Below are 18,798 nucleotides of genomic sequence, written 5' to 3'. Positions count from 1 at the left end.
GTGACGGGAGTGGAAAGCTCGAAGGACCGCGGGCGTCGCCGGAGCCGCCATCGCACGCGGGGCCGTGGTGCCCGCGCCCCAGTGACCTCACCGTGCACGGGAGGCAAGGAAATGGGCGACAAGGCGAACACACACCCCGGAGCCGCCGGCAGGGCTACAGCGGCCGACCACCCCGCGTCCGTACGGAATGTGGTGCTGGTCGGCCACTCCGGATCCGGCAAGACGACCTTGGTGGAGGCTCTCGCGCTCACGGCGGGAGCGGTCAACCGCGCGGGCCGCGTGGAGGACGGCACCGCCGTCTCCGACTACGACGAGATCGAGCACCGGCAGCAGCGCTCGGTGCAGCTCTCCCTGGTGCCCGTCGAATGGGACGGCGTCAAGATCAACCTTCTCGACACCCCCGGATACGCCGACTTCGTCGGGGAACTCAGGGCCGGTCTGCGCGCGGCGGACGCGGCCCTCTTCGTCGTCTCGGCGTCGGACGGCGTGGACGGCTCGACCCGCATGGTGTGGGACGAGTGCGCGGCCGTCGGCATGCCCCGCGCGATCGTGGTCACGCACCTGGAGGCCGCCCGCGCGGACTTCGAGGAGATGACCCGCACCTGCGCGGAGGCCTTCGGCGGCGACGATCCGGACGCGGTCCTGCCGCTGTATCTGCCGCTGCGCGGACCCGAGGGCCCGGACGGGCACGCGTCCGTTACCGGGCTGACCGGGCTGCTGTCCCAGCAACTGTTCGACTACTCCTCCGGCGAACGCGAGGAGGCCGAGCCGGGCGAGGACCAGCTGCCGGACCTCGAGGAGGCCCGCAACCGGCTGATCGAGGGGATCATCGCCGAGAGCGAGGACGAGACCCTCATGGACCGCTACCTCGGCGGCGAGCAGATCGACGTCAAGACGCTCATCGAGGACCTGGAGCGGGCCGTCGCGCGCGGCACGTTCTTCCCCGTCCTGGCGGCCGCTCCCGCCACCGACGGCGCCCGCCAGGGACTCGGCACGGTCGAGCTGCTGGAGCTGGTCACCAGGGGCTTCCCGACGCCCCTGGAGCGCGAGGCGCCGCGCGTGACGACCGTCGACGGCGCCCCGCGCGAGCTGAAGCGCTGCGATCCGGACGGGCCGCTCGTCGCGGAGGTGGTGAAGACCTCCTCCGACCCCTACGTCGGCCGCGTCTCCCTCGTGCGTGTCTTCTCCGGCACCCTGCACCCCGACGAGACCGTCCACGTCTCCGGGCACGGCCTGGCCGACCGCGGACACGAGGACCACGACGTGGACGAACGCATCGGCGCGCTGTCCGCGCCGTTCGGAAAGCAGCAGCGGGTCCTGACACACGCCATCGCGGGCGACCTCGCGTGCGTGGCGAAACTCAGCCGCGCGGAGACCGGCGACACGCTCTCCGCCAAGGACGACCCGCTCCTCATGGAGCCCTGGCAGATGCCCGACCCGCTGCTTCCGCTCGCCATCCAGGCGCACAGCAAGGCCGACGAGGACAAGCTCTCCCAGGGTCTGGGCCGGCTGGTCGCGGAGGACCCGACGATGCGCCTGGAGCAGAACCAGCACACCCACCAGGTGGTCCTGTGGTGCCTCGGCGAGGCCCACTCGGACGTCGCCCTGGAGCGACTGCGCTCCCGCTACGGCGTCCAGGTCGACGTCGTCCCGCACAAGGTCTCCCTGCGGGAGACGTTCGCGGCGAAGTCCGCCGGGCGCGGACGGCATGTGAAGCAGTCCGGCGGGCACGGCCAGTACGCGATCTGCGAGATCGAGGTGGAACCGCTGCCGGGCGGCTCGGGCATCGAGTTCGTGGACAAGGTCGTCGGCGGCGCGGTGCCGCGCCAGTTCATCCCGTCCGTCGAGAAGGGCGTACGGGCCCAGGCGGCGAAGGGGCTGGCGGCCGGGCATCCGCTGGTCGACGTCCGGGTCACGCTGGTCGACGGCAAGGCGCACTCGGTGGACTCCTCCGACGCCGCGTTCCAGACGGCCGGCGCGCTCGCCCTGCGGGAAGCGGCCGCCGACGCCCGGATCCATCTCCTCGAGCCGGTGGCCGAGGTGACCGTCCTGGTCGGCGACGCCTATGTGGGCGCCGTGATGAGCGACCTGTCGGGGCGGCGCGGCCGGGTGCTGGGCACGGAACAGACCAGCGGCGGGCGCACGCTCGTACGGGCCGAGGTCCCCGAGATCGAGATCGGCCGGTACGCCGTCGATCTGCGTTCCCTCTCGCACGGCACGGCCCGCTTCCACCGCGCCTACGCCCGGCACGAGCCGATGCCGCCGCAGGTGGCCGAGAAGCTCCGCCAACAGGCGCAGGACAGCTGACGGTTGGGGCTGGTCCCCACTCAAGTGACGCGTGTGGAAGATGATCCTCCGCATCGGCGGGCGGCTTCGGTCGTCCGCCGACGCATGTCAGTGGCTGGGGCTACCCTGATGACCTGATCAACAGGTGTGCGGAGTACGGAAGTCGGGAAAGCCGCAGGAGCGGGACGGCGGCGAGTGGGGGCGGGAATGACCGTGGAGGACTTCTTCGGGCCACAGGTGCCCCGGGCGGGCGGCGCGGGCGGTGCCCCGACGTTCGCACTGGCTTCGGCGGCCTACCGGGACACCCCGATGGAGGAGATCAAGAAGGCCGACAACGAGTGGCACCAGTCGACGGTCAAGGACGGCCGGAATTGGGCGAAGATCTTCCGCCCCAACTTCGGTGAGGCGTACTCGCAGGCGGTCATCGACCGCATGCTGGGCGTCGGCCGCGCGCCGCTCATCCAGTCCTTCGGCAGCGAACCCCAGGTCGTCGTCGAGCACTGCCTCGCGGCCAACCGCATCCGCCGGGAGCGGGACACCAAGCTGACCGGCCTGATGCTGCTGTGCGGCGTGCTCTTCCTGCCTGGCCTGCTGGTCTGGCTGCTCGTCTTCCAGCTCCGCGCCACCATGGGCAGGACGGACAACAAGCGGATATCCGGGCTCGGCACCGGCCTGCTGGTCGCCGTCGGCGCCCTAGCCGTGATCTTCCTGGTCCGGATGCCGTTCAGCGGCTTGGCCGGGTGGTACGCGCGCGGGTGCATCGTGGCCCCCGTGGCCGGCTGGTTCCTGGCCAAGCGGGTCTGCGAGAGCACCGCGAAGGACCTGCGCGACGCCTGGGACGGCCTGCTCTCCGGCGGCACCGTCGGGGCGAAGGTGCCCGAGGCGGTGCCGACCAGTCCCGACCAGGCCGCGGCCGAGCAGCTGCGGCAGTCCCTGGCCAGGCTCAGCGCCGAGCAGCAGTCCAACTCGGTCTTCTACGCCGGTCCCAAGGGCATCCTCGGCATGGGCACCCGCTGGGGCTCCTGGCACCTCGCGGAGGAGTTGGCGCCGCTCGACCCCGTCAAGGGCATCCACGAGTTCCGCAGCTGGACCGTGGTCCGGGCGATCCACGACGAGCTGAGTGTGCTGCACCGGCAGAGTCTGAAGACCGGCGGCTTCCCGGAGCCTCAGGTACGGCACTGGATCGTCACGCATGTGGGCGAGGGCGCCAAGGAGGTGTCCAGGCCCGAGGGGACCGATGTCGAGGCCTACCAGGTCAAGCCCAGGGCCGTGGAGGACATCTGCAACAACCAGCAGTTCGACAGCGGTGACCGCCACTATCTGGGCGTGCAGTGGCCGCACCTGTGGAACGGCAATCTGATCCTGACCCTGATGATCACCGTGACGGTGCTCAAGGAGACCCTGCGCATCGAGGTCACCGGGCATGCCCTGGGGCCGGTCAACGGACTGTTCAGCGCCAAGCCGACGGCACCCACCAAGGAGGTCGCCAAGACCGTCCGCTTCTGGGAGACCCGGAAGGTCAAGCTGCCGCTGGTCACCACCGACGAGGTCGTCCGGCTCGCCGCGCGCGCCACGATCAGCTGGTATCCGCCCGTGCTGAAGTGGCTCGGCGGCTCCATAGGCCTGCCCGAGCCCTTCGGTCTGCGGCACGCCTGGGCGGACCAGCCCTGGAGGCACCGCTTCATGGCCGACGACGCGCTGCGCGCGGCCACGCCGGTGCTGCGCGCGGTGCACAGGGCGACGCTGAGGGTGCTCCGCGAGCATGACGTCGACGTGGACAAGTTCAGCTCGCGGGCGGCGGCCCTGAGCGGGGCGGTCCAGGATGTGTCTCCGAAGAAGGCGGACACCTACGACGCGTAGGCCTCCGGCGGTTGGGCCGCTTTTTGTGCAGGTGGGATGGGTGACCAGCCCTGGAGGCTGTGGCCCCAGACCCGCCTACGGCCCTTAAGCGGCCTCGTCCTCAAGCGCCGGACGGGCTGCTGATGTTGGCCTCGGCCGCAAAGGCACCGCCGTCAGGAAGCCGTCGGCCAGGCCTCTGCCAGCATCTTCCTCGTGTCCGCGAGGAGTTGTGGCAGTACGCGGGTGTGGCCGACCACCGGCATGAAGTTCGTGTCGCCGCCCCAGCGGGGCACGATGTGCTGGTGGAGGTGAGCGGCGATGCCGGCGCCCGCGACGGTCCCCTGGTTCATGCCGATGTTGAAACCTTGCGCGCCGGACGCGGTGCGCAGGGCCGTCATCGCCTGCTTGGTCAGCTCGGCGAGCTCCGCGGTCTCGGGCACCGTCAGATCGGTGTAGTCGGCCACGTGCCGGTAGGGGACGGTCATCAGGTGGCCGCCGTTGTACGGGTAGAGGTTCAGCACCGCGTACACATGCTCACCGCGCCGGACGATCAGCCCGTCCTCGTCGGACTTCGCCGGGATCGAGCAGAACGGGCAGCCGTCCTCGGCCCCCGGGCCGGTCGGCTTGTTCTCGCCCTGGATGTACGCCATCCGGTGGGGCGTCCACAGGCGCTGGAACGCGTCCTGCGTCCCCACTCCGATCTGCTGCTCCGGCTCACTCGTCATGCAAGGCAGCATATGGCTTCGCCCGTTCGCGGCGTGTCGCCGGGGTTCCGCGAAAAGCCACGCGGGCCAAGCTGGGCCGATGGACGAAGACAGCCGTCAGACCCGCTGGGCGCAGCGCATCGAGATCCCGCTCGCCTTCGCCTCACTGGTGTTCCTCGCCATGTACGCGGTCCTGGTCCTCGCCCAGGGCCTGCCGGAAGCGTGGCGGGACCTGTGCACGGCGGTGATGTGCCTCGCCTGGTCGATGTTCGTGGTCGACTACGCGGTGCGCTGGCGGATCAGCGGACAGGGACTGCACTTCGTCCCCGCGCACAAGCTGGACACCGTGGTCGTCGTCCTGCCGCTGCTGCGCCCGCTGCGGGTGGTCAGGCTGTACGAGGCCGTCCAGCGCCGGCGCGGTGAACCCCGGCTGTCGCTGTACGCGCGCGTGATCACCTATGCCGGGGTGACGACGGTCCTGCTCGGCTTCGCGTGCTCACTCGCCGTCTACGACCAGGAGCGGGGGGTGCCGGGCACCCACATGCACACCTTCGGGGACGCCCTGTGGTGGGCGTGCTCGACGCTGACCACGGTCGGCTACGGCGATGTCGTCCCGGTCACGTCCGTGGGCCGGGTGATCGCGGTGGGCCTGATGGCGTGCGGGCTGGCGCTGCTGGGCGCGGTGACGGGCTCGTTCTCGTCGTGGCTGGTGCAGGTGTTCTCGCTGGAGGGCGAACGCCGCAACGGCGAAGGGCCTCCGAGGAGCTGAATCTCCCCGGAGGCCCTTCGCACGGCCGGACCGCACCGGATCGCACCGAACCGGATCGCACCGGATCAGCAGGGATCAGACCTGCGTCCGCTCCTCGACGACCTTCGCGATCTTCGCGATGGCCTCGTCGAAGGGGATGCCGTTCTCCTGCGAGCCGTCGCGGTAGCGGAAGGACACCGAGCCGGCGGACATGTCCTCGTCGCCCGCGATGACCATGAAGGGCACCTTCTGCTTCTGAGCGTTGCGGATCTTCTTCTGCATGCGGTCGGAGGAGGAGTCGACCTCGACCCGCAGCCCCTGCTTCTTCGCGGCCGCGGCGAACTTCTCCAGGTACTCCACGTGCCCGTCGCCGATCGGGATGCCGATCGCCTGGACCGGGGCCAGCCACGCCGGGAAGGCGCCCGCGTAGTGCTCCAGGAGGACCGCGAAGAACCGCTCGATGGAGCCGAACAACGCGCGGTGGATCATGACCGGGCGCTGCTTGGCGCCGTCCGGTCCCGTGTACTCCAGGTCGAAGCGCTCGGGCAGGTTGAAGTCGAGCTGGATGGTCGACATCTGCCAGGTGCGGCCGATGGCGTCCTTGGTCTGGACGGAGATCTTCGGCCCGTAGAAGGCGGCGCCGCCCGGGTCGGGAACGAGCGGGAGGCCCTGCTTCTCGGCGACCTGGCGCAGCGTTTCGGTCGCCTCCTCCCAGACCTCGTCGGTGCCGACGAACTTCTCCGGGTCCTTGGTGGACAGCTCCAGGTAGAAGTCGGTCAGGCCGTAGTCGCGCAGCAGGTTCAGGACGAAGGTGAGCGTCTTGTCGAGCTCCTCCGACATCTGCTCGCGGGTGCAGTAGATGTGCGCGTCGTCCTGCGTGAAGCCACGCGCGCGCGTGAGGCCGTGCACGACGCCCGACTTCTCGTACCGGTACACGGTCCCGAACTCGAAGAGGCGCAGCGGCAGTTCACGGTAGGAGCGGCCGCGCGCGTCGAAGATCAGGTTGTGCATCGGGCAGTTCATGGGCTTGAGGTAGTAGTCGACGCCCTCGTCGAGCTGCATGGGCGGGTACATGCCGTCGGCGTACCAGTCCAGGTGGCCGGACGTCTCGAAGAGCTTCCCCTTCGTCGCGTGCGGGGTGTAGACGAACTCGTAGCCCTCCTCCTCGTGCCGACGGCGCGAGTAGTCCTCCATGACCCGGCGGATGACGCCGCCCTTGGGGTGGAAGACGGCGAGGCCGGAGCCGATCTGCTCCGGGATGGAGAACAGGTCGAGCTCGGAGCCGAGCTTGCGGTGGTCGCGCTTCTCGGCCTCGGCGAGGAAGTCGAGGTGCGCCTTCAGCTCCTCCTTGGAGGGCCAGGCGGTGCCGTAGATGCGCTGGAGCATGGGGTTCTTCTCGCTGCCGCGCCAGTAGGCGGCCGCGTTGCGCATCAGCTTGAACGCCGGGATGTTGCGGGTGGTGGGCAGGTGGGGACCGCGGCAGAGGTCCTTCCAGCACAGGTCGCCGGTCCTGGCGTCGAGGTTGTCGTAGATGGTCAGCTCGCCGGAGCCGACCTCGACGTCCGCGCCGTCGTCGCTGGAGGCCGAGCCCTTGAGGCCGATCAGCTCCAGCTTGTAGGGCTCGTCGGCGAGCTCCTCGCGGGCGGCCTCGTCGGTGACCACACGACGCGCGAACCTCTGCCCGCGCTTCTGGATCTCCTGCATCTTCTTCTCGACGGCCTTGAGGTCCTCGGGCGTGAACGGCTTCTCTACGTCGAAGTCGTAGTAGAAGCCGTCCTTGACCGGCGGGCCGATGCCCAGCTTGGCCTCGGGGAAGAGCTCCTGCACGGCCTGGGCCATCACGTGCGCGGTGGAGTGGCGCAGGATGGCCAGGCCGTCCTCGGAGGAGATCTCCACGCCCTCGACCTCCTCGCCGTCGGCGAGCACGTACGACAGGTCCCTGAGCTCGCCGGCCACGCGCGCGGCGATGATCGAGCGCTCGCCGGCGAAGAGGTCGGCGGCCGTGGTGCCCGTCGTCACCGTGCGCTCTTCCCGCTCGGAATCGCGTTGGATGATCACACGGACGTCTGACACCGGTCTCTCCTGACTGAAGGTGGGTGCGGCGCCATACCGTGAGCGCGCGCAATAGGGGATCGTACCGACCCGCACCCGCCGACCGCGAAACGGTTACCCTCAGTCCTCGCCCCCGCACGCCTCCTCGAAAAAGTCCAGGTTCTCCTGCAGGGACTTCATCAGCCGGTCACGCTCGGCCTCCTCCACCTGCACGGGGACGACTCCGCTCGCGCCGGTGAGCCTGCGGAACCCGCCCCTGCTCTCCAGCCGGCCCTGCACCCGTACCGGCAGTCCGACCAGGTGGGCCTGTCCGGCGATGCGGTAGTCCTCCTCGTCGAGGGTGAGGCGGACGTGCGGGATCTCGGCGCCGGCCAGCACCCGCAGCCGGATGCTGCCCTCGCCGCGCGGCCCCGACCTGCGCATCCGGACCACGGTGCCGGTGACCCGCACGGGCACCGAGGGCTCCTCGCGCAGATAGCGGGCGCCGGCCTCGCGCAGCACGGACAGGTCGCCGGGCGAGAACTCGACCGGCTCGTCGCTCGCGGCGCAGTCCTCGGGGACTCCGGCGGCGGGCGACCACTCGACGGCGATCCGGGCGCCCTCGGCACCCCGCACGAGGGCGATGAGCGCTTCGGTGAGCTCGCGGCTGGCGCCGGCCTCCACGGCACCGTCGAAGGCGTCCATGCCGCCGGTGGCCCGTTGGTAGTCGATGGCCTCGCGGACGGCGTACAGGGCCTGATGGAGGCGGACGGCGAGGGCGCGGGCGCCCGCGACGGGCGCGAAGGCCGTCAGGCTGCGTCCACCGGCCGCGGAGCCGACCAGGACGCTCTCCAGGATGGCGAGGGCCGCGCGCCGATGTCGGGCGCCGTAGTAGCCCGCACGCGCGCGGGTGGCGAGCGCGCCGGCGAGCAGCATCTGGCGGGCCGCCCCGCGCAGTTGTTCCTCGACGGTCCAGGAGGCGGCCCCGGCGGGTCCGCTCGGCGCGTCCCGCCACCAGCGGATCTCGTCGCTCGGCACGGCGAGCCCGACGAGCACCTCGCGCGCGGAGGGCGTGCCGCTGCGGGAGAGCGCGAGGAGCGCCTCGCCGAGCAGGTCGTCGCTGTCGGGGAAGGCGCGGCTCTCGGGCACGAGCAGGCTGGTCCCGCCGCCGCCCGGGCCGGGCGGGGTCCAGCGGCCGTAGCGTCCGGCGGCGCCGCCGCGCCGCTGCCAGCCGTGCCGGCGGAGCAGGGCGCCCAGGACGGCAGGGTCGACCTCGCCGGGCTGCGGGGCCTGGTCCCAGTGGGGCTCGGGGTGCGGTCGTACGGGCCGCAGCGGCTCGTCGAGGGGGCGGTGGATCATGGTCTGCCTCCCGTCCCGGCCCGCGTCATGATCTCGCACAGCGCCCGGTCGTCGAAGATGCGTGTGGTCGGTATCCGCACGGTGGTCCGGGTCCGGCCGGTGATCGGGTGGCCGGCGAGATTGACCCAGTAGCAGCAGTGCCGCAGGTCGAGTCGGTCGTGGCTGGCGCGCAGCCAGTCGTCCTGGGATCTGGGCACGAGCATCACGACGAGGATCTTGTGCACCGAGACCGGGCTGCGGGCGAGCTTGCGCAGGTGGTCGTTGTCGAGCGTGAAGGAGAAGAAGCGGCCCGGTGGGTTGGGCCGCACCTGGTAGGTGGCCTTGAGCTGCACCTTGATGGTGACCTCGTCGTCGACGGTGTGGCTGGGCGCGCTGTGGCTGACATGCCAGTCGATGCCGTTGTCCGGGAACGGCTGGGACAGCGAGCATCCCGCGGCCGCCGCGACCGCGTGCAGATAGCCCACCTGCAGTGTCTCCATGCAGGCGGTGGTGGCGAGGGTGCCGCGATGAAGCCCCGCGTGCTCGGGCAGCAGCCCGCCCCGCTCGGGCTGCGCTATCGCCATGACCAACAGCCTTCCACGCAAAGCCAGTCCCCGTGACGGGCCGCTGAACTGCAAAGACCCGTACCCGTGTTGTGTCCTTCCGGCGTACGGCGCAAACAGCCCGGGTATCACCAAACAGGCAGAAGACGGTGCGTCAGCTGCCATGGGTGAACGAGGGGTTGGGTAGGGATGACGTACTGGTACGAGGGGCCGCTGGCCGCATTTGACACGGAGACGACGGGCGTCGACGTGGAGACCGACCGGATCGTGTCGGCCGCCCTCGTCGTCCAGGACGCGCCGGGGGTGCGGCCGCGGGTGAGCCGCTGGCTGGTGAACCCGGGCGTGCCGGTGCCGGCCGGGGCGACGGAGGTGCACGGGCTGACCGACGAACATCTGCAGCGCAACGGCCGTTGGCCGTCGCCGGTGATGTTCGAGATAGCCGAGCTGCTCGCGGAGCAGGCCGCCGCGGCACGCCCGTTGGTGGTGATGAACGCGCCGTTCGACCTGACGCTGCTCGACCGTGAGCTGCGCAGGCACCGCGCCTCGGCGCTGGAGCACTGGCTGGAGGCGGCGCCGCTGCGGGTGCTGGACCCCCGGGTCCTGGACAAGCACCTGGACCGCTACCGCAAGGGCCGGCGCACGCTCACCGACCTGTGCGCGCACTACGGCGTGACGCTGTCCGAGGCGCACGACGCGGCGGCGGACGCGCTGGCCGCGCTGGAGGTCGTCCGGGCGCTCGGCCGACGGTTCGCAACGCGTCTGGAGCGGCTGACCCCGGCCGATCTGCACGCCCTGCAGACGGCCTGGCACGCGGCTCAGGCGCGGGGGCTCCAGGCCTGGTTCGCGCGCAGCGGCACTCCGGAGACGGTGGACACCTCGTGGCCCCTGCGCCCGGAACTGCCGGCGGCGGCCTGAGGCGAGCGCGGACACGAAAAAGCCGGTCCGCGTGCTGCGGACCGGCCTCTCCCGGTGGGCGATACTGGGTTCGAACCAGTGACCTCTTCGGTGTGAACGAAGCGCTCTCCCACTGAGCTAATCGCCCGGGAACGCACTGAACCATACAGGTCCCCCCGCGCTTCCTTCAAACCGCTTGCAGGTGGGCCATGAGGCCGCGCCGTCCGGACCTCATCATCAGCCGGTGGTTCAGGCGGAACACCGGCCGTCCGGGGACGGCGAACCGGCGCAGCAGCGGCTTGTTCACCTGGACCACCTGGTCGTAGCGGGCGAGGGTGCCGGAGCCGTGGGCGGTGAGGGTCCAGCGCGCCCAGCCGTCGAGGTCGCCCGTCATCGCGATCTCCAGCACGCCTGCGGCCGGATCGCGCCGCACCTCCCGTGCGGTGAAGGTCAGGTCGTACGGGAGGAGGGAGCGGATGCGGACGACGCCGCTCGTGTCGTCGACCCGGTTCACCTCGCGTACCTGGGGCCACCAGCGCGGGTAGTCCTCGGCCTGCTCCAGGGTGTCGTACACGCGGGCGGGGGGTGCGGGCAGGTCCCACAGGGTGCGGAAGCGGTACCGGGTCCAGTCCATGGGCCGAGTGTGCCCGCACGGGCGTCCGGGCGGCGGCATTTGAGTACGTTCTGAGTATGTGCGCTCATGTCGTCGCACGTGACGCGAACCACACTCCGGAACATGACGCATTTTCCGTCCCCGGCCGAGGAGCTGCGCCTCCTCGACACCGAGCTACAGCAACTGGACGCCCGCCGGGCCCAGTTGCTGGCCCGCCGCGCCTGGCTGGTCGCCGCGCTTCAGCAGGCGGTACGGCAGGCCCCGCCGGCGTGGCCGAGCCGGCCGACGCCGATGCCTTCGGCGCCGTCCCCCCGTCCCGAGGCGACCGCGCCCGGCGTGCAGAACGTCCTTCTCCTGCTCGGTGGCCTGCTGCTCACCATCGCGGCGATGGTGTTCACGCTGGTCAGCTGGGGTCATCTGGGCATCGTCGGCCGGTCCCTGGTGCTGGGCGCGGTCACGCTGGCGGTGCTCGGGGCGCCGGTGGCGCTGCTGCGGCGCGGGCTGCGGTCGACGGCCGAGTCGGTCGCCGGTCTCGGTCTCGCGCTGACGGTGCTGGACGCGTACGCCTTGTACGAGGTGGCGTTCACGGCGGCGGACGGTACGACGTACGCGGCGGCCGGGTCGACGGCGTTGGCGGTGTTGTGGGCCGCGTACGGCACGGCGCTCGCCGCGCTGCCGGGCTCGGCCACGGTACGGCTCCCCCGCCCGGCCGCCCTGACGGTCGCTCAACTCCCGCTGCTGCTCTGGACGATCGCGGTCGGCGGCGGGGCGTACACGGTCACGGCCGCGGTGCTGTCGACGGCGGCGTTCGACGCGGCGGTCGCGCTGCGGGCGGCCGACCGGCCGGTGCGGCTCGTCGCCGTGGTGTGCGCGTTCGGCACGGGCGGCTGGGGTGTGCTGACGGCCGGCCTGCTCTCCGTGAACGCGGACGGTCCGGGCGCCGCCGCCCGTGCGGCGGCGCTCCTCGCCCTCGCCGCGGCGATCGCCCTGGGCGCGGGCCGGTTCCGCCCGGAGCTCGCGACGGGGACGGCCGCGGCCGGCGCCCTGTGCATGGTCGTCGGCGTCGGCGGTGTCCTGCGGGTCCTGGTGCCCGGCGACTGGGCGGTACCGGCGTATCTGGCGTGCGGGATCGCCCTGTTGGCCGCCGTGCGGGGGCAGGAGGCGGCGCGCCGGGGTGTCCTCTGGGCCTCCGGCGCCGTCCAGGCGGGTGCGGTGCTGTGGGCGGTGCCGGCCGTCGGTGTCACGCTGCTGGGTCCGGCGGCATGGCTCCGGCACCCGTGGTCCGGGGTTCCGGCCGACGCCCGCGCCGCGGCGACGATGGACGCCTTCTGGCCGCCGTACGCCGTCACGGCTCCCCTGATCCTCGTCGCCGTGGCCGCGGTGCTCGCGACGACGGTCCGGAACGAGGAGTGGCGCCCGCAGGCGCTGACCGCCGCGCTGACTTTGACCTGGGCCGGGGTCCTCGTCACCCCAACGGCGCTGCAACTCCCTTACACGGTAGGCCTGTGGGTGCAGGGGCTGGCGACGGTGGCGCTCCTGGTGCCGGTGTCGCGGGCGGCCACCGGGCTCGCCCTGGCCACCTCCCTCGGCCTCGCCTTCCTCTCCCTGGCCACCGAACCGGCCACCCTGACCGTCCTCGCCGCGCTGACCGTGGTGTGCGCGGTGGCGGCCCTGCGTGAGCGCCTGGCACCGGCGTCGGCGGCCGCCGCTCTCGGCTACGCCACGGCCCTGGCCTGCGCCATCGGCGCCTCCGCCGGCTGGCGGCCGGAGCACATCGCGCTGCTGGTGCTGGTGGTTCCGGTGGCGGCGGCCCTGGTCGCGCCCGTGGTCGGCGACCCCGCGACGACGATCGCGGTCGAGGCGACCGGAGCCGCGGCGGGTCTGGTCGCCATCGGCCTGGCGGTCTTCGACCTGCCGCTGCTCGCCCTGGTGCTGTCCCTGTGCGCGGTGATCGCCGCGGGCACGGCGCTGCGCCCGAAACGCCGCACTGTCGGCTACGTGGCCGTCGCCCTCTTCGTGCTGGCCGCGTGGGTGCGCCTGGCGGCCTGGCGCGTCGGGGTCCCGGAGGCGTACACCCTGCCGGTGACGGTGCCGGCGCTGCTCGTCGGAGCCCTGCGCCGGCGGCGGGACCCGGCCGCGTCGTCCTGGACGGCGTACGGCCCCGGGCTCACCGCCACGCTCCTGCCGAGCCTCGCCGCGGCCTGGGGCGACCCGGAGTGGATCCGCCCCCTGCTGCTGGGGACGGCCGCACTGCTGCTCACCCTGGTGGGCGCCCGGCGCCGGCTGCAGGCGCCGCTCGTGCTCGGCGGCTCGGTGCTCACCCTGGACACGCTGCACGAGCTCGCCCCGTATCTCGTCCAGGTGACCGACGCGCTCCCCCGCTGGGTGCCTCCCGCCCTCGCCGGACTGCTGCTGCTCGCACTCGGGGCGACGTACGAGCAGCGGCTGCGGAACGTCCGCAGGGCACGGGAGGTCCTGGGGAGGATGAACTGACGGTCGGCTACGGCATCTTGTCGCCGAGGAGGGCGAGGTTCTCGATGGCGGCGAGGCCGTAGAGCGCGGTGTCGTTGGTGGACACCCAGGCGGCCTCGCTGCCCGCGACCAGGGTGGCGGGGCCGCTCAGCTTCTCCGTCTTCCACGGCGAGGACTCCGTGTAGCCGTCGGAGCTGTAGAACTTCGTCCACGCCCGCTTGGCGAGCGAAGCGTCGCCGGTCTGGACGGCGGCGTACGCGTCGAGGCGCGAGTGGCCCTGGAAGAGCAGCAGGGTGCCGAAGTTGGTGCCGTAGCGGGCCGCCTGTTCCGCCTTGGTGGCGTTGAAGTAGCGGCAGTAGTCGAGGTAGGCCTCCTTGAACTTCGGCATGTCGACCAGGTGGATGAGCTCGGCGCACAGCTCGTTGAGGCCGAAGACGGCGGACAGGTGCGAGACGCCGACGACGGGCCCGGAAGCAACCGCGAACCTGCCGGTGTCGAGGTCGTACAGGCCACTGCCCTGTACGAAGCCGTTGGGCTGGGCGCCGATGGTCTCCATGGTGGACAGGACGCGGGCCTTGGCCTTCTCCCACTTGGGGCCCTTGCGCTCCCACTCGGTCAGCCACGCCGACACCAGACCGCTCCAGTCGGTGCCGAAGCCGATCGACAGGGCGTGCCGGTCGGGTGTGTAGGGCTCGGTGCGGATCTTGCGCAGCGGGTCCAGGGCGAGGAACGTCTCGTCGGAGTCGACGTTGGCGTGCATGAGGTCGCCGACCCGCTCGTCGCCGGTGAGGAAGTAGTAGTAGCGGCGGTAGGTGGTGTTGGCGATGCGCTGCTGCTTGGCGCTGTCGGCGTAGTGCTGGACGCCGTGCCGGGTGCCCAGGCCCGCCCACTGGCCGAGGTGGTAGACGTCGACCTCGCCGGTGTGCCGGGTCATCGCCTCGGCGAAGCGGAAGATGTCCGAGCGGCCGGAGCGCAGGTAGGCGAACCACAGCCACAGGTCGGGCGACAGCTCGGAGTTGTCCCAGGCATAGCCGCCGATGTCGTAGCGCCACTGGTGCCGGACGGTGTCGTAGGTGTGCATGATGTCGCCGTAGTCCCAGAAGCCGTACCAGCGGCGCTGCTCCACCTGGTCCTTGTAGTAGGTGAAGAGGAAGTCGAGGTGGTCCTCGATCTTCGCCTTGGCCGGGGTGGAGCGGTCGGGCTCGGAGTACAGGCCGGGGCCGAAGACCTTGGCCTTGATGAGCTGCTTGGGCGGGGCGGCGAGCTGCGGCAGCACCCGGACGGCCTCGACCTGTTCGGCGAGTTTCTCGGGGGCGGGTGTCGACTCGTTGGCCCAGAAGAGGAGTTCGGAGGTACGGGCGATCCCGTAGGGGGTGCCGAAGCCGGGCTCGTAGTCCTCGTAGGTGATGTTGAGGCCTTCGAGCTGCTCGGGGAAGGTGTCCTGGCCCATGCCGTCGTGGTAGAAGCGCAGGTCCATGGGCTGTGCCTCGGGCGACCAGAGCCAGAGGGTGACCTCGGCCTCGTCGGTGTGGGCGTCACGGATGTCGAGCTGGCTCGGGTGCTTCTCCCAGAAGTCCCGCAGGCCGAAGGAGAATCCGCCGCTGACCCCGCCGACGTAGCCGAAGCCCGAGGCCCGCTTGCCGCCTCCTGCGCCGATCCAGCCGTAGCCCTTCTTGGTGCGCTTGCGCAGGGTGAAGCCGTCGGCGGAGAGCTGGGAGAGGGTGTAGTCGCCCCACTCGGGGATGTATTGGAGGCGGGTGGTGACCCGCTGGTCCCAGGTGGCCGGGTCGGGCAGCTTCTGGCCCGCGTACTGGGCGGCCTGCACTGCCGCGCCGGGGTCGCGGCGCAGTCCTGTGATGCCCTTGACGGCCTCGCGCAGCAGGCCGGTGCCCTCGCCGCCGATGCGGATGTGACGGTCGTAGGACTCGTCGCGCATCGGGACGGTGAAGCGGACGCCGAGGCCCCGGATGAAGTCGCCGCTCGCCTTGCCGGGCTCCTGCTTCCCGTCGTAGGTGATGGTGTGCACCATGCGGAAGGAGTCGGCGCCCGCGTAGAAGTACAGGCGGATGGAGAACGGGAGCCAGCTGCGGCTGCCCTTGCGGTGCTTGCCGTCGATGCGGACGACCGCGCGGACCGGGCCCGACTGCTCGACGCTCACCCCGTCGATGGCGCCCTCGAAGCGCTCGGTCCTGACGGTGCCCTGGTCCTCGTCCTCGATCTCGGGCTGGCGGATCAGGACCAGACGGCCGTTCTTGGCGATCTCGGTGGAGCCACGGGTGACGGACTTGATGAGGGTCGCCCCGGACTTGCCGATCTTCGCGGTGATGACCCCCGTCGACACGTCGATGGTGCCGCCGCTCCTGTCGACGGTGACCTTCTTGGCGGGCGCGGCCGGCGCGCCGGCGGCCAGGGTGAGCTTGCCGGAGCCCGAACCGACCGCGTGGGCCGTCCACTTGAGGGAGCCGTCCGGCCAGTACGCGAGCGGCCAGGACTGTACGGGAACGTCACGGCCGTCGGCGTCGGTCAGCGCGAAGGTCTGATCCTCCTGGTAGGCGCCCATGGGCCAGGGCACGCCGAGCGTGGAGCCGGGGGCGGCGCCGAGGCCGCCGTCCTCCAGCCAGTCCAGGGTCACCGGATCGGCGTCCGCCGCCGCGTCTCTCGGCGCGGCCTCGGCGTCCTTCGCCCCTAGCGCCCAGCTGAACTGTGCGGCGGTGCCGGCGGCGGCCGCCGCCTTGAGGAGGGACCTGCGGGGGATGGGAGACATGGGATGCAGCCTTTCCTTCCGTGCGGGATGCAGGGGGGTGGTCAGGGGCATGACAGAGCGAGGTACGGCGCTCGGGGCGCCGACCTGGTGTGCGGGCGCCGCCCGTCAGCGGCGCCGGTGGCGCTCCTCCACGGCGACGGCCGCAGCGGCGACGGCACCGAGGACCGGGACCGCCAGCGGCGCGACGAACCAGGCGGAACACGCCACCACCGCCAGTCCGCCGACGAGCAGGAAGGACCCTGCGGGGTCGAGCACGGTACGGTGGCCGGCCTGCCCGAGCAGGGCGCGCCAGGAGTCCCCCGGCGTCCAGACCGCCGCCGCGCGCAGCCCGGCCACCATGAGGCCGATCAGCGCGAACACCCCGACGGCCCCGACGAACGGCCCGCCGGGAAGCCCGGCCCGCGCGGCCCGGACGTCCACCCAGACCGCGGCCAGCGCCGCCCACCCGACGATCCCGGCCACCCAGCCACCGCGCACGGCGGCCCGGAGGTCGGCGACGAACTCCCGCCAGCCGCCGTCCTCATGGGTCGTACGACGCCGCAGATGCCGTGCGCCGGCGGCGAAGGCCGCGGGGTAGGTGACGACCCCGAGGCAGGCCACGGCGATCCACACTCCGGTGAGCAGGCACTCGGCGAAGAGCGCGAAACGCTCGCCGAACACGGACTCCCTGCGCGCTGAGCGTGCCTTCACACGTGCTTGCGCCATGGTGACCGCCTCAGCCCTTCAATCCGGAGGTCGCCATACCGTCGATGAGATAGCGCTGGAAGGCCATGAAGAAGGCGATGACCGGCACCAGCGCCACCAGCGACATCGCGATCATGCTGCCGTAGTTGGAGATGCCCTCCTGGTCGCGGAACATCATCAGGCCGAGCGACACGGTGTACTTGGACGGGGTGTTGAGGTAGATCAACGGCCCCATGAAGTCGTTCCACGCGTTGATGAAGGTGAAGATGGCGCTGGTGATGATGGCGGGGCGGGACAGCGGAAGCACGATGGACCAGTAGGTCCTCAGATGCCCGCAGCCGTCGAGCTTGGCGGCCTCGTCCAGCTCCCGCGGCAGCCCGCGCATGAACTGCACCATCAGGAAGACGAAGAACGCCTCCGTGGCCAGGAACTTCCCCGCGACGAGCGGCACGAGCGTGTCGATGTAGCCGAGGTTACGGAACAGCACGTACTGCGGGATGAGCAGCACGTGGTACGGCAGCAGCAGTGTGCCGATCATCAGCGTGAACAGCAGGTTCCGCCCGGCGAAGCGGATCTTGGCGAAGGCGTACGCCGTCAGCGAGCTGGAGAGCACCACACCGATCACGGCCAGGACCGCGTACATCAGCGAGTTGGTGAAGAAGCTGGTGATGGAGAGGCCGGAGATGCCGTCGGCGAGCCCGGAGAAGTTCGCCCAGACCGGTTTGGTGGGCAGCAGGTCGAGGCTGGCGATGATGTCCTTGCTCGGCTTGAACGAGGCGCCGAGCACCCAGATCACCGGATAGAGGACGACCGCGAGCACAAGGAGCGCGCCCACGTGCCAGGCGAGGGATCCGATGCGCCGCCGCTCGTGCGCGGGGCGCGTGACGGGGCTGGTGGCACTGCTCACTTGGCGGCCTCCTCGTAGTGCACCCACTTCTTCTGCGACCAGAACAGGACCGCCGTGACGAGCGCCACCGCGACCACCAACGTCCAGGCCATCGCGGAGGCGAAGCCCATCTGGGCCTCCTTGAAGCCCTTCTGGTAGAGGTAACAGGTGTAGACGAGCGTGGCGTCGGCGGGCCCGCACCGGGTGTCGGAGACGACATACGCCGAGCCGAACACCTGGAACGCGTGGATGGACTCCAGCAGCACATTGAAGAAGAGGACTGGGGAAATCATCGGCAGCGTGATGTTCCAGAACCGCCGGAACGGACCGGCCCCGTCCATCTCGGCGGCCTCGTACAGTTCCTGCGGGACCTGCTTGAGGCCGGCCAGGAAGATGACCATGGGCGCGCCGAACTGCCAGATGCTCAGCGCCACCAGGGCGTACAGGACGTAGTCCGGGTTGCCGATCCAGCCGCCGACGTCGAGCCCGAAGATCTTCTGCGTACGGTCCACGACGGCGTCGTCGGAGAACAGCGCCCGCCACACGAAGCCCACGGAGACGCTGGCGCCGATGAGCGACGGCATGTAGAACGCGGCCCGGTACAGGGCCTGTCCACGCCGCTTCTGCGCCAGCAGCAGCGCCACTCCGAGCGCGAGGAGCAGCTTCAGCGGGGTGGCCACGACGACGTACTTCAGGGTGACCTCGACCGACTTCTGCCAGCGCGGGTCCTGGAACATCGTCGTGAAGTTGTCGAGCCCCACCCACTTGGGCGGCGTGAACAGGTTGTAGCTGGTGAACGCGTAGTAGAGCGACGCGATCATCGGTCCCGCCGTGAGCAGCAGGAACCCCGCGATCCACGGCGACATGAACAGGTAGCCGGCGAGGTTCTCGCGGCGCCGCCCGCGCCGCCCGGCGGCAGGAGCGGCGGACCGCTTCTTCGCCGGGCGCGCGGGCGCTTCCTTGACGAGCGTCATGG

General features: G+C 71.1%; 14 protein-coding genes and 1 tRNA gene. 5 read left to right on the top strand and 10 right to left on the bottom strand.

From position 1 onward, the window contains the following. Window positions 1-111 precede the first annotated feature (111 nt). Both B5557_RS36490 and B5557_RS36485 read left to right on the top strand, forming a co-directional pair. A complete protein-coding gene (locus B5557_RS36490) occupies window positions 112-2,307 on the top strand; it encodes an elongation factor G-like protein EF-G2 (protein WP_079663489.1) in 2,196 nt (731 codons plus the stop codon). 186 nt (window positions 2,308-2,493) lie between these two features. After that, window positions 2,494-4,146, top strand: coding sequence for a hypothetical protein (locus B5557_RS36485; protein WP_079663488.1), 1,653 nt, complete (start codon window positions 2,494-2,496; stop codon window positions 4,144-4,146). A 152-nt stretch (window positions 4,147-4,298) separates the two neighbouring features. Here B5557_RS36485 and B5557_RS36480 read toward each other — a convergent pair whose 3' ends face one another. Beyond that, window positions 4,299-4,862 (bottom strand): HIT family protein, encoded by a 564-nt coding sequence (locus B5557_RS36480; RefSeq protein WP_079663487.1) that lies wholly within the window; start codon window positions 4,860-4,862, stop codon window positions 4,299-4,301. 67 nt (window positions 4,863-4,929) lie between these two features. Here B5557_RS36480 and B5557_RS36475 point away from each other — a divergent pair, with 67 nt between their 5' ends. Further along, on the top strand, window positions 4,930-5,598 hold the full coding sequence (locus B5557_RS36475; RefSeq protein WP_079663486.1) for a potassium channel family protein: 669 nt from the start codon (window positions 4,930-4,932) through the stop codon (window positions 5,596-5,598). A gap of 75 nt (window positions 5,599-5,673) precedes the next feature. Here the strand turns inward: B5557_RS36475 and thrS are convergent, their stop codons facing one another. The 3 genes from thrS to B5557_RS36460 all read right to left on the bottom strand — a co-directional run bounded on the left by thrS (window position 5,674) and on the right by B5557_RS36460 (window position 9,530). Beyond that, window positions 5,674-7,650, bottom strand: a complete 1,977-nt coding sequence (gene thrS / locus B5557_RS36470) for a threonine--tRNA ligase (RefSeq protein WP_079663485.1) — start codon at window positions 7,648-7,650, stop codon at window positions 5,674-5,676. A 99-nt stretch (window positions 7,651-7,749) separates the two neighbouring features. Next, entirely contained in the window at window positions 7,750-8,967 is a 1,218-nt protein-coding gene (locus B5557_RS36465; RefSeq protein ID WP_079663484.1) for a hypothetical protein, read from the bottom strand. Further along, complete coding sequence (locus B5557_RS36460; protein ID WP_079663483.1) at window positions 8,964-9,530, bottom strand: DUF4365 domain-containing protein; 567 nt, start codon at window positions 9,528-9,530, stop codon at window positions 8,964-8,966. Before B5557_RS36460 ends, B5557_RS36465 begins: the two co-directional genes overlap by 4 nt. A gap of 168 nt (window positions 9,531-9,698) precedes the next feature. On the opposite strand from B5557_RS36460, the gene B5557_RS36455 reads away from it, so the two are divergent. Next, window positions 9,699-10,424 carry a 3'-5' exonuclease gene (locus tag B5557_RS36455; protein WP_079663482.1) on the top strand — a complete coding sequence of 242 codons (726 nt, stop codon included), beginning with the start codon at window positions 9,699-9,701 and terminating at the stop codon, window positions 10,422-10,424. A gap of 55 nt (window positions 10,425-10,479) precedes the next feature. Here the strand turns inward: B5557_RS36455 and B5557_RS36450 are convergent. After that, window positions 10,480-10,551 (bottom strand) — tRNA-Val (locus B5557_RS36450). 39 nt (window positions 10,552-10,590) lie between these two features. Beyond that, window positions 10,591-11,037: an SRPBCC family protein gene (locus B5557_RS36445; RefSeq protein ID WP_079663481.1), complete on the bottom strand. Its 447-nt coding sequence runs from the start codon at window positions 11,035-11,037 to the stop codon at window positions 10,591-10,593. A gap of 66 nt (window positions 11,038-11,103) precedes the next feature. Here B5557_RS36445 and B5557_RS36440 point away from each other — a divergent pair, with 66 nt between their 5' ends. Continuing rightward, entirely contained in the window at window positions 11,104-13,509 is a 2,406-nt protein-coding gene (locus tag B5557_RS36440) for an SCO7613 C-terminal domain-containing membrane protein (RefSeq protein WP_099937703.1), read from the top strand. A gap of 7 nt (window positions 13,510-13,516) precedes the next feature. On the opposite strand, the gene B5557_RS36435 is transcribed toward B5557_RS36440, so the two are convergent. The 4 genes from B5557_RS36435 to B5557_RS36420 form a co-directional block, all read right to left on the bottom strand. Beyond that, complete coding sequence (locus B5557_RS36435; RefSeq protein ID WP_079663479.1) at window positions 13,517-16,252, bottom strand: exo-rhamnogalacturonan lyase family protein; 2,736 nt, start codon at window positions 16,250-16,252, stop codon at window positions 13,517-13,519. A 105-nt stretch (window positions 16,253-16,357) separates the two neighbouring features. Next, the gene (locus B5557_RS36430; RefSeq protein ID WP_079663478.1) at window positions 16,358-16,957 is read right to left on the bottom strand and encodes a hypothetical protein; all 600 of its coding nucleotides are present in this window, start codon (window positions 16,955-16,957) and stop codon (window positions 16,358-16,360) included. A 10-nt stretch (window positions 16,958-16,967) separates the two neighbouring features. Then, on the bottom strand, window positions 16,968-17,843 hold the full coding sequence (locus B5557_RS36425) for a carbohydrate ABC transporter permease (protein ID WP_079663477.1): 876 nt from the start codon (window positions 17,841-17,843) through the stop codon (window positions 16,968-16,970). Continuing rightward, window positions 17,840-18,796, bottom strand: coding sequence for a carbohydrate ABC transporter permease (locus B5557_RS36420; protein WP_079663476.1), 957 nt, complete (start codon window positions 18,794-18,796; stop codon window positions 17,840-17,842). The genes B5557_RS36425 and B5557_RS36420 overlap by 4 nt, the downstream gene beginning before the upstream one ends. Between the last annotated feature and the right edge of the window lie 2 nt (window positions 18,797-18,798).

It is taken from the genome of Streptomyces sp. 3214.6 (assembly GCF_900129855.1).
In the GTDB taxonomy this organism is placed as follows: Bacteria; Actinomycetota; Actinomycetes; order Streptomycetales; family Streptomycetaceae; genus Streptomyces; species Streptomyces soliscabiei.
Note: the sequence above shows the minus strand (reverse complement) of the source record. Positions and strands in the feature narration are given on the sequence as shown.

Bases quoted from the DNA above. Each gene is read 5' to 3' on its own strand.
- B5557_RS36460 (WP_079663483.1), bottom strand. From the start codon at position 9,530: ATGGCGATAGCGCAGCCCGAGCGGGGCGGGCTGCTGCCCGAGCACGCG.
- B5557_RS36490 (WP_079663489.1), top strand. From the start codon at position 112: ATGGGCGACAAGGCGAACACACACCCCGGAGCCGCCGGCAGGGCTACA.
- B5557_RS36430 (WP_079663478.1), bottom strand. From the start codon at position 16,957: ATGGCGCAAGCACGTGTGAAGGCACGCTCAGCGCGCAGGGAGTCCGTG.
- B5557_RS36420 (WP_079663476.1), bottom strand. From the start codon at position 18,796: ATGACGCTCGTCAAGGAAGCGCCCGCGCGCCCGGCGAAGAAGCGGTCC.
- B5557_RS36455 (WP_079663482.1), top strand. From the start codon at position 9,699: ATGACGTACTGGTACGAGGGGCCGCTGGCCGCATTTGACACGGAGACG.
- B5557_RS36485 (WP_079663488.1), top strand. From the start codon at position 2,494: ATGACCGTGGAGGACTTCTTCGGGCCACAGGTGCCCCGGGCGGGCGGC.
- B5557_RS36445 (WP_079663481.1), bottom strand. From the start codon at position 11,037: ATGGACTGGACCCGGTACCGCTTCCGCACCCTGTGGGACCTGCCCGCA.
- B5557_RS36435 (WP_079663479.1), bottom strand. From the start codon at position 16,252: ATGTCTCCCATCCCCCGCAGGTCCCTCCTCAAGGCGGCGGCCGCCGCC.
- B5557_RS36480 (WP_079663487.1), bottom strand. From the start codon at position 4,862: ATGCTGCCTTGCATGACGAGTGAGCCGGAGCAGCAGATCGGAGTGGGG.
- B5557_RS36475 (WP_079663486.1), top strand. From the start codon at position 4,930: ATGGACGAAGACAGCCGTCAGACCCGCTGGGCGCAGCGCATCGAGATC.
- B5557_RS36465 (WP_079663484.1), bottom strand. From the start codon at position 8,967: ATGATCCACCGCCCCCTCGACGAGCCGCTGCGGCCCGTACGACCGCAC.
- B5557_RS36440 (WP_099937703.1), top strand. From the start codon at position 11,104: ATGTCGTCGCACGTGACGCGAACCACACTCCGGAACATGACGCATTTT.